Here is a 12,873-nt window from a genome sequence, read left to right as displayed (position 1 = left end):
CCAGCGGTCAGCCGACGGCCGTGAAGATGTCGATGGTGCCCGACTTCAGTGTGACGATGGCACGCTTGGTGTCCTTGCGCTTGCCGGTGCCGAAGCGGGTGCGACGGGCCTTGCCCGCGCGGTTGAGCGTGTTGACCGCGGCGACCTTGACGCCGAAGATCTTCTCGATGGCGAGCTTGATCTCGGTCTTCGAGGCGCGCGGGTCCACGAGGAACGTGTACTTGCCCTCGTCGATCAGGCCGTAGCTCTTCTCCGAAACCACCGGCTTCAGGATGATGTCGCGCGGGTCCTTGTTCAGGGAGACGTTCGCAGTGCTCATGCCGAGACCTCCGAGGTTTCGCCGGCCTTCGCCGCGATGAACGCGTCGTAGGCGGCCTTGGTGAAGACGATGTCGTCGGAGACGAGCACGTCGTAGGCGTTGAGCTGGCCGACCTCGAGCACGTGGACGTAGCCGAGGTTGCGGATGCTCTTGAGGGTCAGCTCGTCGCCGCGCTCGATGACGACCATGACGTTCTTGGTCGGGGCGAGCTGGGCGAGGACCGCAGCGGCAGCCTTGGTCGAGGGCGTGCCCTCGATGCCGAAGGAGTCGACGACGTGCAGACGGCCACCCCGGGCGCGGTCGCTCAGCGCGCCCAGCAGGGCGGCGGCGATCATCTTCTTGGGGGTGCGCTGCGAGTAGTCGCGCGGCTTCGGGCCGTGCACGATGCCGCCACCGGTCATGTGCGGCGCGCGGATCGAGCCCTGACGGGCGTTACCCGTGCCCTTCTGCTTGAAGGGCTTGCGGCCGGCGCCCGAGACCTCACCGCGACGCTTGGTCGAGTGGGTGCCCTGGCGAGCCGCCGCGAGCTGCGCGACGACGACCTGGTGGATGAGGGGGATGTTCGTCTTGACGTCGAAGATCGCGGCGGGCAGCTCCACGGAGCCGGCCTTCTTGCCGTCGGCCTTCAGGACGTCGAGCGCGAGAGTCGAGTCAGCCATGATCAGGCACCCTTCACTGCGTTGCGGACGTAGACGATGCGGCCACGAGCACCGGGGACGGCGCCCTTGACGAGCAGCAGACCCTTCTCGGCGTCGACGGCGTGCACCGTGAGGTTGAGGACGGTCACGCGCTCGCCACCCATACGGCCGGCCATGCGCATGCCCTTGAAGACGCGGCTCGGGGTCGACGAGGCGCCGATCGAACCGGGCTTGCGGTGGTTGCGGTGCGCACCGTGCGAAGCGGAGACGCCCTTGAAGTTGTGACGCTTCATGACACCCGCGGTGCCCTTGCCCTTGCTGGTGCCGACGACGTCGACCAGCTGGCCGGCCTCGAAGGTGGCATCGACGGTGAGCTCCTGACCGAGTGAGTAGTCAGAGGCATCCGCCGTGCGCACCTCGGTGAGGTGGCGGCGCGGGGTGACCCCGGCGGCCTCGAAGTGGGCCGTCTGGGGCTTGTTGACCTTGCGGGGGTCGATCTGGCCGTAGGCGATCTGAACGGCGTTGTAGCCGTCGCGCTCAGGCGTGCGCACCTGGGTCACGACGTTGGGCGCGACCTCGATGACGGTGACGGGAACGAGCTTGCCGTTCTCGTCCCAGACCTGCGTCATGCCGAGCTTGGTGCCCAGCAGACCCTTGGAAACCTTGGTGTTGATGTCAGACATGAGGACCTCAGAGCTTGATCTCGATGTCGACGTCGGCCGGGAGGTCGAGACGCATCAGCGAGTCGACGGCCTTGGGCGTCGGGTCGATGATGTCGATGAGGCGCTTGTGGGTGCGCGTCTCGAAGTGCTCGCGGCTGTCCTTGTACTTGTGGGGCGACCGGATGACGCACACGACGTTCTTCTCGGTCGGAAGCGGCACGGGGCCGACGACGGTCGCGCCCGCACGGGTCACGGTGTCGACGATCTTGCGCGCCGACGTGTCGATGACCTCGTGGTCATACGACTTCAGGCGAATGCGGATTTTCTGTCCCGCCATTGTCTGCTCACTCTCTTTCTCGCGTCTTACCTCGGGGGCATTGGACGCACGAGGCACAGGGATCTGTGCCGGGCACTACTCTTTCGAGGCGCACCACTGTGCTGATGTCAGGCCCGATCGCCGCACGCACGCGCACGGCTTCCCTTTGCAGGAGGATCGGATTGAGTTGTTCTGCTGCCCGCGGCCTAGACTCCCGCCGCAGTCCCGAGGACTGCCGCCGATCTATGCACTGCCCTGGCAGTGATCCCGCTCTCGCCGAAGCGGCGCAGGAATGTGGAACCTCACTAGTCTACGTGCCGCCCGGGCGTGTCGCAAACCCGGGCGTGTCGCGTCGGGTGTATGCCCAGGTTCAGCGCACGACGAAGGGCCGGATGCCTCGGCATCCGGCCCTTCCTGGTCGCTCTCGAGCCGGCGGCTACTGACCGACGGCGCGGTCGACCTGGTCGCGGACCTCGTCTATCTTGGCGTGGAACTGCTCGGGCAGGATCTTCTTGGCGAAGTCGCTGACGGTGTCGAGGATCGAGTCGGTGACCTGCTCGGCCTGGTCGGAGTCGAGCGCACCCCCGACGGTCTGGGAGATCTTCTCGTAGGTCTCCTTCATCTTGGCGACCGCCTCGTCGACGAATTTCTGCTGCGCGCCTGCGGCGTCTTCTGCTGCCATGAGGGCTCCCTCTGTGGTCTCGGTACGTGCGGGTGGCGGCGGCACGGTTGCCGTCGGGCTCATTCTGGCACGACGGAGGTCCGTTGCGCCAGAGGCCGTCGCCGGCCCGTCTGCACTCTGCCGGCCCGCCGCCCACACGTACGCCGCGAGAGCGAGGACGACGGCGCCGAGGATCACGGCCCACCAGGGGAAGCCGGGGATGTCGGGACGCGCGCCGGCGGCGGCCACGTCGTCGACCGGCGTCGGAAGGATCCGCTCACCGGTCACGAGGATGCGGTGACTGTTGATCCCGAGGGGGGTGCACGTCACCAGGGTGACGAGATCCCGGCCGGTCTGCGGGTAGAGCATCTCGGTGTCTTCGGGGGCGACCACGCGTGTGTCGGAGACACGGTAGCTGAGGACCTCCCCGAAGACCTCGATCGTGAACGTGTCGCCGACGGCGACGCGGTCGAGGTGGGTGAACGGCTCGGCCGTCGCGAGCCCCCGGTGCCCCGTGAGCACGGCGTGCGTGGAGGCGCCGCCGACGGGAAGGGCCGTGCCTTCGAGGTGGCCGATGCCCCGCTCGAGGACGTCGTCGGTGGTGCCGTGATAGACGGGAAGATCGAGATCGATCGCGGGGATCTTGACCCGAGCCATGAGTCCCTGCGCGTCGGCGCGGAGGAGGTCGTCATACCCGGCCGAGGCGGATTCGCCGACTTCTGCCTGCGGTTTGCGCTCACCGGCGGCGAGCACCGACGCTCCGCCGACGAGCGCCTCGTTGTCTTCGACGGCGCGCTCGATCTCGTCGGCGCGGTGCTGCGCGCCGAGCGCGCCGACGCGGTCGCTGTACTGGGCGATCTCCGCCGACTGCTCGAGCTGGGTGAACCACGCCGCCGCAGAGGGGTAGAGCAGCAGCAGCGCACCGGCGAGGCCGATGACGGCGATGACGAGGCTCACCCCCGACGCGCGCCAGCGGCGGCGCGTGCGCGGGTGCCGGAGCGTGGACGTGCGTCCCCGCTCCGGCACCCATCTCGTCGACCGTCAGGCGTGCGCGGCGGCGCGACGGCGACGGGCGGCGACGACGATCGCCGCGCCGAGGGCGGTGACGACCAGCGCGACGCCACCGACACCGAACCAGAGCGCACCGTCGCCACCGGTCAGCGGGAGCGCCCAGGCCGGCAGCTGCGCGTACGGCACGTCGACGTAGTTCTTCGGAGGCGACGGGACGACCTTGCCCGCCGTCACCACCGTGGCGATCTGCGTGTTCGTCGGCAGCTGGTATCCCGCGGGCGGCGTCACGAGGACGAGCGTGCAGTTCCCGGGCCGGAGGTCGGGGACGGTGAGGAGCCCGTTCGCGTCGGAGGTCCACGAGGTGACGCCGTTGACGGTGACGACGTTGCCCGCGGCATCCTTCAGCTGGTACGATCCACCGGCGAGCGGCGTCTGGGTGCCGGTCACGTGCGTGAACACCTGGAGCTCGCCGAAGGTGGCCGTGGCCTGAGACGTGTTGGACGTGTTCCCGTTGATGCTGCTCGTCGCACGGTTGGTGATGATGCCGTCGGTGGGCACCCCTACCACGCGCGTGAGCACGGTGAACGCCACCGCGCCGCCCTGCGCCTGCGTGCTGAGCTTCGTCAGACCGACGCTCGTGAAGGTCACGGTCAGGGTCGTGCCCGCTGCGGGGTTCGGGGTGATCGCGTAGTCGGTGCCGGCGGTCAGTGCGACCGCGGCGCCCGTGGCGTTCGTCGCGGTGACCGTCGCACCCGGGCGGCCGAGTGCGGCAGCGGCGGCATCGGTCACGAAGGCCAGCTGGCTCGCGTCGATGACGTCGCCCACGGAGAAGCTCGAGAGCGTGCCCGAGGCGAGCACGGGAACCTGCGCAGTGATCGACCAGCGGGCGAGGTCTGCCCCGGCCGCGATGTCGGCCGCGACCGTCGTCTCTCGCTTGTCGAGCTTGGTCACGGCGTTCTTCGGGTAGACGTGGACGTCGTAGATCCAGGTGTTCGCCGGGGTGGCGGTCGGGCCGGTCGCGAAGGGCACCGTGACGAGGAACGGCGCCGCCGCCTCGGTGACCGTCGACGGGGACCCCGTCTCGGTGACGAGGTAGAGGCCGAACGGCAGCGTCGCGGTGGCGGTGCCCGCGCCCGCGGTGGTGACGGTCTGCACCAGCGTCAGCTCGGCCTTACTCGCCGCATCGACAGGGTTGGCCGCCCTGCGGATGGCGTCTACCGACGTCCAGCCCGCCGCGGTGGTCAGGTCGTAGTTCGCGACGCGCTGGATCGTGAACGTCACGCCGTTGAGCGTCGCGCCGGACACGCTCTGCTCCTGGCCGGTGCCGGCGGTCTGGCCGTTCGACGTGGAGCGCTCGAACTTGTGGATCGTGAGCGTGCCCTGTGAGCCGGTGATGTTGCCGACGCCGGTCGCGGCCGAAGCCGGAGCGGCCGCGGCGAGCGCACCGAAGAGCGCGATCGCGACGACGCCGGCCGTGGCGACGACGCGCCGGGCGAAGCCCGGGCGGGAGGTGGATGTCATGTTCTCTGCTTTCTCGGGGGGTGTGAGGGGGGAAGAAGGGGATCAGATGCCGTGGACTCGGGTGCGCCGACGCCATTGCCAGAGCGCGAGCGCGCCCGTGAGCACGAGCAAGGCGCTGCCGGCGAGCAGGAACCCGTCGGTGCTCGCGCCGCCGGTCAACGGGAGCGCGACCGCCGGGATCCGGTCGTTGACGAAGCGGTAGGTCGCCGTCTGGCCGACGGCCGGCGCCGTGATCTGCGCGGCCGCGACGTCGACCCACGCGCCGTTCTCCAGCCGCTGGAGCGCGACCCGCCGGTACGCGATGACGCTGTTCGCGTCGGTGAGCTTCTCCGAGAGCGTGTACCCGTGCCCGGGGCGCACATCGAAGGTGCTCGCGGCGTTGCCGGCGCTGGAGAATTCGGCTCCGACGCGCGACTGCGGGGTCAGTGCTGCACCGCTCAGCGCGTCGGGTGTGGCGACGAGCGTCCACGACGCCGCGGTGAAGCCGATGCTCGGCGTCACGACGTTCTTGAGCAGGGTCAGGCGGGCCGTGCCGTAGGCGATCGCGCACGCGACCTGCGATCCGGGAGAGACGACGACCTTCGAGGCGGCGTCGACGGTGACCGCGGCTCCGTCCTGATCGGTGCATGCCCAGCCCGAGGCTGCGACGTAGGTGCCCGGCCCCCCGGCGCCGTTCAGCTGGTAGGCCGCGCCCGACGTCACAGGCACGGCGGTCGCGGCGGCAGAGCCGGTCGCGCCGCTCGGGCCGGGGAGCGCCCCGTTCGGACCCGTCGCGCTGAGCGTCCAGGCGGTCGGGGCGGCGTCACCGAACGTGACGGTGTCGGAGAGCGTGAGTGTGAGTGTGAGTGTCGCGACCTTCACCCGATTCACGAACGCGCAGGTGACGGTGTCACCGGGGGCGATGCCGGGGACGGTGCCGCCGGATGCCGCGGCGAAGCCGACGGTGCGGGTCGCCCCGGTGATCGATGTCACGTCGCACTGTGCGCCGACGAAGGTGTGCGTGCTCTTCTGCTGCTCCGAGACCACGACGGCAGCGCGGGAAGAAGCGTTGGCGAACGCCAGCTGCCACCCCACGCTTCCCGTGGCGGTGGTGGTCTGCGTGGTCGCGGCGGGCGTCGCCGTGGCTCCCGTCGCGGCGGCGCCCAGCACCCAGCCCGCCCCGGGCTGCGGGTTCGCTCCGGTGGCATCCTGCACCTGCTTCGACACGGTGATGGTCGCGGTGAGAGGCGAGTTGGTGAAGGTGCACACGATCGCTGCGCCGGCGACCGACGCCGCCGGCACGGTCACCGTTCCGGTGGCGCCCGTGCCGCTGCTGAGGACCTCGGTGCCGTTCGCGCACTGCCACGCGGACGTATAGGCGGACAGCGCCGATGCAGACCGCGACCCCATCGCCTCGCGGATCGTGTACGTCTGCCCCGGGGTGGCCGTGTACGGGGTTGTCGCGGCGGCCTGCACGCCGGTCGCCGAGCCCGTCGTCGTCGCGGTGGTCAGATCGGCGGCGCCTGTCGAGGTGCGCAGGCCGAGCACGAACTGGTCGGACGCCGCCACGCGGGCCATGACGTTCTTGCGGACTGTGATCGTGGACGGCGCAGTCACGGTGAGGGTCGCTGTGTCGGGGGCGTTGAGGATCGTCGTCACGTTGGCCGCCCCGTTGGAGTAGACGCCCGCGACGGTGGACGTCACGGCGACGGTCACCGTGCACGAAGTGGCCCCGGCAGCCAGGTCGATACCCAACACCGCGATCGAGGAGCCAGCGGGTGTCGCCGCCCGAGAAAGCGCGGTGCCCGTCGTGCTCGTGCAGGTGCCCCTGACGGCCGGCTTCGAGGCGACGACGAGCCCCGCCGGCAGGGCGTCGGTGAAGGACCTATCGGTCTTCGCGGCGAGCTCGCTGGTGTTGGTGATCGTGAAGGTGAGCGTCGACACCCCGCCCGTCGAGATCTCGGCGGGCGCGAACGCCTTGTCGAGACTCGGCGTCACATCGAGCAGACGCAGATTGTCGATCGCGAAGTCGTTGCCGTCCGAGGCGGTGATCTGGTTGCGCACCACGAGACTCGCGCCCGCGAGCTGCGCCGGAGACAGCACCATCGATCCGGATGCCACGAACCGGCCCGCGCGCACCGACGTGCCGCCGTTGTCCCACGGGTTCGACCCGGCACCCGCCGGCGCCGGAGACGTGAAGTACCCGGCGCGCGGATCGGTGCAGGCGCGGATCAGCGTCGGGGCGACGCTCGTCTCGACCCCGCCCACCGAGAGGAGGAGATCGAGGCGCGAGTTGTTGGCACCGCCCTGGTAGCTGCACGACGCTTCGACCGCATCGATCGAGGCGGTGTAGTAACGGTTCGTCGCCGCAGTGGCGCCGAGGGCTCCGACGGTGCGCAGGACGACCTGGTTCGCCGTGCCCGTGCCTCCATCGGTCGTCCATTCGGTGACGGCGTGATTCTTCTTGCTGTCACCCGACGAGTTGTTGGTGGGCCTCCTGGCGCTGGTGCTGCCGACGGCTCCCTCCCGGACCTGACCGAGGACATCGGCCATCCGCTGCGCGTTGCGCCGCGCGACGGCGGAGATCTCGACGGTGCACACGGCGCTGTTGCCGGTACTGACCCAGGTCGCGATGTTGTAGTTGAGGATGACGCCGTTGCAGTTCGCGTAGTCCCGCCAGTAGCTGTCGGCCGTGTAGGTCGGCCCTGTCGCCGAGGTGTAGGTCGCGAGCTGGCTCGGAGCGGCGCCCTGGCCGTTCTCGAAGCCTTCCGCCCAGACCTCGCCCGGAGCTTCGACGACGCCGGCCGCCATCGGCGCGACCACCGCGCCCACGCCGGCAGTCGCGGCGCCCGTTGCGGCACTCATCGCGGCACTGGCTGAAGCGGGAACGGCGAGCGCTCCGACGAGGCATCCCACGGCCATCGCCGCCACCGCGGCCGCGAGCCCGCGCCGAGCCTTGCGCCCCCATCTGGACGCGCCGTCCACACACCGCATGCAACTCCCCCCTCGCCCACCCCGCAGGGTCGGCTCTTGTCCCAGATCGCAGCGATCCCCCCCCTGACACCGGCAGCGGGTCGGGATCTGCGGCGACCGGATTCGGGCCCGGTCATCGAGGCGTGCGTGCGTGCGGATCCGTCAGGACACGGGAGAACGACGGTCGCGGGCGGGAGGGGGGATCCTGCTCGATGAGAATGCTCTCATCAGCGTCACGCGCGATCCATGCACTTGTGGAATTCCTGAGCGACCCCTGAGGAACAGGGTCACGTCAGCGCGCCCGAAGCGAGCAGACCCCGGTCGGCCGGGACGCTCTTTGGACGATCTTGAGCGTCGAGCCGGCCCTACCGGGCGCCGTCACCGGGCGCGGCCACGGCACGCACGGTGCGGAAGAGGATCTGGAGGTCTTGCATGAACGACCAGTTCTCGACGTAGTACAGGTCGAGGCGCAGGGCATCTTCCCAATCCAGTCGCGACCGTCCGCCGACCTGCCAGAGGCCGCTCATTCCGGGCTTCACCAGCAGCCGGCGCTCGGCGGCGTCATCGTAGAACGCCACCTCCGCCGCGCGCTGCGGCCTGGGGCCGACCAGGCTCATCGTGCCCGCGATGACGTTGAACAGTTGGGGGAGCTCGTCGATGGAGTGCTTGCGGATGAACCGGCCGACTCGAGTGATCCGGGGATCGTCGACGACCTTGTGCAGCGGACGGGTGCTCGTCCCCTGCAGATCGAGCAGGCTCGCCAACTGATCATCCGCCTCGGGAACCATCGAGCGGAGCTTCAGCATCGCGAACGGCTTGCCGCCGCGCCCGATGCGGGTCTGGCTGTAGATGATGGGCCCGCGGCCCTCGATCCGGATGGCGGCGGCGGTGAGGATCATGACCGGCAACGCGACCACCAGGATCACGGCGGCGGCCGCGATGTCGAACGAGCGCTTGACGAACCCGCGATAACCGTTGAGGGTCGGGTACTCGACGTGGACGAGAGGAAGCCCGACGCTGCGCCGGCGAAGCCGCCGACGACCGGCACGCCCTCCACCGTGGTGATGCCGCCCTGGGTGACCACACCGACGATCTCGAACCCGGTGCCCGAGGTGCGCCGGATGGAATTGATGATGTGCGCCGCCTTGCGCGGCTCACCGAGCACGACGGCGCGGCAGACGTACTTCCGTGCGCGCTGCTGTGCGCGCAACCACTGCCGCCAGATCCATCGCGAGAGGATCAGCGCGATGGTGCCGAGGGGAACGACCACGAGCGGAAGCCGACCTCGGCGACCGCCGTGCGGGGCGCGAGCTGCCAGTCAGCGACGGCACCCTCGACCGCGGCCACCTGCGGCAGCGCGACAGCCGACGCCGACGAGGGCGACCAGAGCGCAGAGCGCGGTGATGAGAGCAGTGCGGCGTCGCATGTGCGGAGGTCTCCCCTTCGTGGTGCGGCGCCCGCGATCGCGAACGTCCGGGCTCGGGTCAGTCGCTGCCATAGATATCGCGGGTGTACACCTTGTCGACGACGCCCGAGAGCGCGTCGGCCATGCGGTTCGTGATGATGACGTCGCTGCGCGTCAGGAAGTCATCGAGGTCGCGGACGACCTCGGAGTGGTAGAACTCGTCGTCGTCGAGGGTCGGCTCGTAGACGAGGACGTCGACGCCCTTCGCCTTGATGCGCTTCATGATCCCCTGGATCGATGAGGCGCGGAAGTTGTCGGAGCCGGACTTCATGATCAATCGGTAGACGCCCACGGTGCGGGGCTCCCGGGCGAGGATGTCGGCGGCGACGAAGTCCTTGCGCGTGCGGTTGGCGTCGACGATCGCGGCGATGAGGTTCTGCGGCACCTCGGAGTAGTTCGCGAGGAGCTGCTTCGTGTCCTTCGGCAGGCAATAGCCGCCATAGCCGAACGACGGGTTGTTGTAGTGCGATCCGATGCGAGGATCGAGTCCCACACCCTCGATGATCTGCTGCGTGTCGAGCCCGTGGATGGCCGCGTAGGTGTCGAGCTCGTTGAAGTAGGCGACGCGCAGGGCGAGGTAGGTGTTGGCGAACAGCTTGATCGCCTCGGCCTCGGTCGAGTCGGTGAGCAGCACCGGCACATCGGTGTCGATCGCGCCCTCGAGCATCAGACGCGCGAAGAGCTGGCCCGCCTCGCCGCGATCGCCGACGACGATGCGCGACGGGTGCAGGTTGTCGTAGAGCGCGCGCCCCTCGCGCAGGAACTCCGGCGAGAAGATGATGGTGGATGCCGGGTGCTCGGCCGCGACCCGCGCCGTGAACCCCACCGGCACCGTCGATTTCACGACGATGGTCGCAGCCGGGTTCACCGCGGCGACGTCCGCGACGACCGCTTCGACGGAGGAGGTGTCGAAGTTGTTCGTGACCTCGTCGTAATTGGTGGGCGTGGCGACGACGACGATCTCGGCATCACGGTAGGCGTCTTCCGCATCGAGCGTGGCGGTGAGATCGAGCTCTCGGGTGGCGAGGTACTCCTCGAGTTCGGCATCGACGATCGGCGACTGCCGGCGCGCCAGCAGGGCGACCTTGTGCTCGTCGATGTCGACGGCGACGACCTCATGGTGCTGTGCGAGAATCACCGCGTTCGAAAGCCCCACGTATCCGGTTCCGGCGATCGCGATCTTCACCTCTCCAGCGTATCGGCAGGAGACAGGCCCTCCCGACGGGATAAAGTCGACGGCGATGTCGCCGGTTCCTCTTGCCTCCATCGTCGTGCCGGTCTTCGACGACGCGGCGTCGATCCGCGCCGCGCTGGCGAGCGCCACCGCGCAGACGCTCGCCGACGTCGAGATCGTCTGCGTCGACGACGCCTCGACGGATGCCACCGCGGGGATCATCGAGCAGGTCGCGCTCGGTGACCCGCGGGTGCGCCTCGTGCGCCACGACGACAACCGCACGGCGTTTCAGGCCCGGCGCACCGGCATCCTCGCCGCACGCGGGGAGTACGTGCTGTTCCTCGACGGCGACGATGAGCTGGCCCCGCGCGCAGCGGAGGTCGCCGGAGGGCGGGCCCAGGAGTCGGGCCCCGACATCGTCGGGTTCGGCGTCGACGTCGTCGAACGCGACGGCCGCACCGGCGGCACGAATGAGCGTCGTCTGCAGCCGGCCCACGACCGGCGCGACGGCAGCGACGCGCTCACCGGATTGTTCTCCGAGGGGGGCCGCGCGCAGGGTCAGCTGTGGCGGCACCTGTACCGGACGAGCCTCCTGCGGGAGGCGTACGCGCTGGTGCCGGACGATCTGGCGCTCGCACGGGTCAATGATCTTCCGCTGCTGTTCCTAGCGGCAGCGCTGGCGGTCGAGCGCAGTCGGCGAGAGCGTCATCACCAGGATTACGGCGATGCAGAGCACTGTACCCGCCGCGGCGATCCCCACCCGCAGACGCGATGTAGGGGGAGCGGAGGGCATGCGCTCCAGTCTACGGACGCGGTGCCTCGGCCCGGCGCCGCCCACGACGAAGGGGCCGGGCACCGCACGATGTGCGGGCCCGACCCCTGTCGGTGAAGTCCGAGGACTTACTTGATGATCTTGGTGACGGTACCGGCGCCGACCGTACGACCACCCTCACGGATGGCGTAGCCGAGGCCCTCTTCCATCGCGATCGGCTGGATCAGGTCGACCTTCATCTCGGTGGTGTCGCCGGGCATGACCATCTCGGTGCCCTCGGGCAGCGTGATGACACCGGTGACGTCCGTGGTGCGGAAGTAGAACTGCGGACGGTAGTTCGTGAAGAACGGGTTGTGACGGCCACCCTCCTCCTTGGAGAGGATGTAGGCCGTGCCCTCGAACTCGGTGTGCGGGGTGACCGAACCGGGCTTGACGACAACCTGGCCGCGCTCAACGTCGTCACGCTTGGTGCCACGCAGGAGCAGACCACAGTTCTCGCCGGCCCAGGCCTCGTCGAGCTGCTTGTGGAACATCTCGATACCCGTGACCGTGGTCTTCTGCGTCGGGCGGATGCCGACGATCTCGACCTCGGAGTTGATCGCGAGCGTGCCACGCTCGGCGCGGCCCGTGACGACCGTGCCACGACCGGTGATCGTGAAGACGTCCTCGATGGGCATGAGGAAGGGCTTGTCCTTGTCACGCACCGGGTCGGGGATGGACTCGTCGACGGCCTCCATGAGGTCGAGGACCGACTGGACCCACTTCTCGTCGCCCTCGAGAGCCTTCAGGCCCGAGACGCGGATGACGGGAGCATTGTCACCGTCGAAGTCCTGCGAGCTCAGCAGCTCGCGCACCTCGAGCTCGACGAGCTCCAGGATCTCCTCGTCGTCGACCATGTCCGACTTGTTCAGCGCGACGAGCAGGTAGGGAACGCCGACCTGCTTGGCGAGCAGCACGTGCTCACGCGTCTGAGCCATCGGGCCGTCGGTGGCGGCGACCACGAGGATCGCGCCGTCCATCTGAGCGGCACCGGTGATCATGTTCTTGATGTAGTCGGCGTGACCGGGCGCATCGACGTGCGCGTAGTGGCGCTTGGGGGTCTCGTACTCGACGTGCGAGATGTTGATCGTGATACCACGCTGACGCTCTTCGGGAGCCGAGTCGATCGACGCGAAGTCACGCTGCACGTTGGTCGCCGACGGGTACTTGTCGGCGAGCACCTTCGAGATCGCGGCGGTGAGCGTCGTCTTGCCGTGGTCGACGTGCCCGATGGTTCCGATGTTGACGTGCGGCTTGGTCCGCTCGAACTTGGCCTTGGCCACTGGGTCCTCCTCAGGACATTCGTTGTAGAGGTTCCGGGCGCTGGATTGCGACCGGTGCTC

General features: G+C 69.1%; 12 protein-coding genes. 1 reads left to right on the top strand and 11 read right to left on the bottom strand.

Annotated elements, in window-relative coordinates; all coding sequences use genetic code 11:
• Nucleotides 1–7: 7 nt before the first annotated feature.
• From rplW to FHX68_RS14305, 10 genes are all read right to left on the bottom strand, one after another.
• Nucleotides 8–319, bottom strand: coding sequence for a 50S ribosomal protein L23 (gene rplW / locus FHX68_RS14345; protein WP_141380849.1), 312 nt, complete (start codon nucleotides 317–319; stop codon nucleotides 8–10).
• Nucleotides 316–978: a 50S ribosomal protein L4 gene (gene rplD / locus FHX68_RS14340; RefSeq protein ID WP_141380850.1), complete on the bottom strand. Its 663-nt coding sequence runs from the start codon at nucleotides 976–978 to the stop codon at nucleotides 316–318. Before rplD ends, rplW begins: the two co-directional genes overlap by 4 nt.
• Nucleotides 979–980: 2 nt before the next feature.
• Nucleotides 981–1,640 (bottom strand): 50S ribosomal protein L3, encoded by a 660-nt coding sequence (gene rplC, locus FHX68_RS14335; RefSeq protein WP_141380851.1) that lies wholly within the window; start codon nucleotides 1,638–1,640, stop codon nucleotides 981–983.
• A gap of 7 nt (nucleotides 1,641–1,647) precedes the next feature.
• Nucleotides 1,648–1,956, bottom strand: coding sequence for a 30S ribosomal protein S10 (gene rpsJ, locus FHX68_RS14330; RefSeq protein ID WP_141380852.1), 309 nt, complete (start codon nucleotides 1,954–1,956; stop codon nucleotides 1,648–1,650).
• 415 nt (nucleotides 1,957–2,371) lie between these two features.
• Complete coding sequence (locus FHX68_RS16280) at nucleotides 2,372–3,622, bottom strand: class C sortase (RefSeq protein WP_141380853.1); 1,251 nt, start codon at nucleotides 3,620–3,622, stop codon at nucleotides 2,372–2,374.
• Between the two features lie 15 nt (nucleotides 3,623–3,637).
• Nucleotides 3,638–5,128: a SpaH/EbpB family LPXTG-anchored major pilin gene (locus FHX68_RS14320; RefSeq protein WP_141380854.1), complete on the bottom strand. Its 1,491-nt coding sequence runs from the start codon at nucleotides 5,126–5,128 to the stop codon at nucleotides 3,638–3,640.
• A gap of 42 nt (nucleotides 5,129–5,170) precedes the next feature.
• Nucleotides 5,171–7,972, bottom strand: a complete 2,802-nt coding sequence (locus FHX68_RS14315) for a DUF7933 domain-containing protein (RefSeq protein WP_141380855.1) — start codon at nucleotides 7,970–7,972, stop codon at nucleotides 5,171–5,173.
• Between the two features lie 473 nt (nucleotides 7,973–8,445).
• Nucleotides 8,446–9,006, bottom strand: a complete 561-nt coding sequence (locus FHX68_RS16050) for a sugar transferase (RefSeq protein WP_244926869.1) — start codon at nucleotides 9,004–9,006, stop codon at nucleotides 8,446–8,448.
• A complete protein-coding gene (locus tag FHX68_RS16045; RefSeq protein WP_229661453.1) occupies nucleotides 9,003–9,350 on the bottom strand; it encodes a nucleoside-diphosphate sugar epimerase/dehydratase in 348 nt (115 codons plus the stop codon). The genes FHX68_RS16050 and FHX68_RS16045 overlap by 4 nt, the downstream gene beginning before the upstream one ends.
• 214 nt (nucleotides 9,351–9,564) lie before the next feature.
• On the bottom strand, nucleotides 9,565–10,731 hold the full coding sequence (locus FHX68_RS14305) for a nucleotide sugar dehydrogenase (protein WP_141380856.1): 1,167 nt from the start codon (nucleotides 10,729–10,731) through the stop codon (nucleotides 9,565–9,567).
• Nucleotides 10,732–10,786: 55 nt separating this feature from the next.
• On the opposite strand from FHX68_RS14305, the gene FHX68_RS14300 reads away from it, so the two are divergent.
• On the top strand, nucleotides 10,787–11,608 hold the full coding sequence (locus FHX68_RS14300) for a glycosyltransferase family 2 protein (RefSeq protein WP_170214255.1): 822 nt from the start codon (nucleotides 10,787–10,789) through the stop codon (nucleotides 11,606–11,608).
• A gap of 11 nt (nucleotides 11,609–11,619) precedes the next feature.
• Here the strand turns inward: FHX68_RS14300 and tuf are convergent, their stop codons facing one another.
• Nucleotides 11,620–12,813 carry an elongation factor Tu gene (gene tuf / locus FHX68_RS14295; RefSeq protein WP_141380858.1) on the bottom strand — a complete coding sequence of 398 codons (1,194 nt, stop codon included), beginning with the start codon at nucleotides 12,811–12,813 and terminating at the stop codon, nucleotides 11,620–11,622.
• Between the last annotated feature and the right edge of the window lie 60 nt (nucleotides 12,814–12,873).

The organism is Microbacterium lacticum, from assembly GCF_006716815.1.
Taxonomy (GTDB): Bacteria; Actinomycetota; Actinomycetes; order Actinomycetales; family Microbacteriaceae; genus Microbacterium; species Microbacterium lacticum.
This window is presented reverse-complemented; position numbering and strand designations above follow the sequence as displayed.

What these genes read in the sequence shown, in the direction of transcription:
- rplW (WP_141380849.1), bottom strand. Translation starts at nt 319, where the DNA reads ATGAGCACTGCGAACGTCTCCCTGAACAAGGACCCGCGCGACATCATC.
- rplD (WP_141380850.1), bottom strand. Translation starts at nt 978, where the DNA reads ATGGCTGACTCGACTCTCGCGCTCGACGTCCTGAAGGCCGACGGCAAG.
- rplC (WP_141380851.1), bottom strand. Translation starts at nt 1,640, where the DNA reads ATGTCTGACATCAACACCAAGGTTTCCAAGGGTCTGCTGGGCACCAAG.
- rpsJ (WP_141380852.1), bottom strand. Translation starts at nt 1,956, where the DNA reads ATGGCGGGACAGAAAATCCGCATTCGCCTGAAGTCGTATGACCACGAG.
- FHX68_RS14320 (WP_141380854.1), bottom strand. Translation starts at nt 5,128, where the DNA reads ATGACATCCACCTCCCGCCCGGGCTTCGCCCGGCGCGTCGTCGCCACG.
- FHX68_RS14315 (WP_141380855.1), bottom strand. Translation starts at nt 7,972, where the DNA reads ATGAGTGCCGCAACGGGCGCCGCGACTGCCGGCGTGGGCGCGGTGGTC.
- FHX68_RS14300 (WP_170214255.1), top strand. Translation starts at nt 10,787, where the DNA reads ATGTCGCCGGTTCCTCTTGCCTCCATCGTCGTGCCGGTCTTCGACGAC.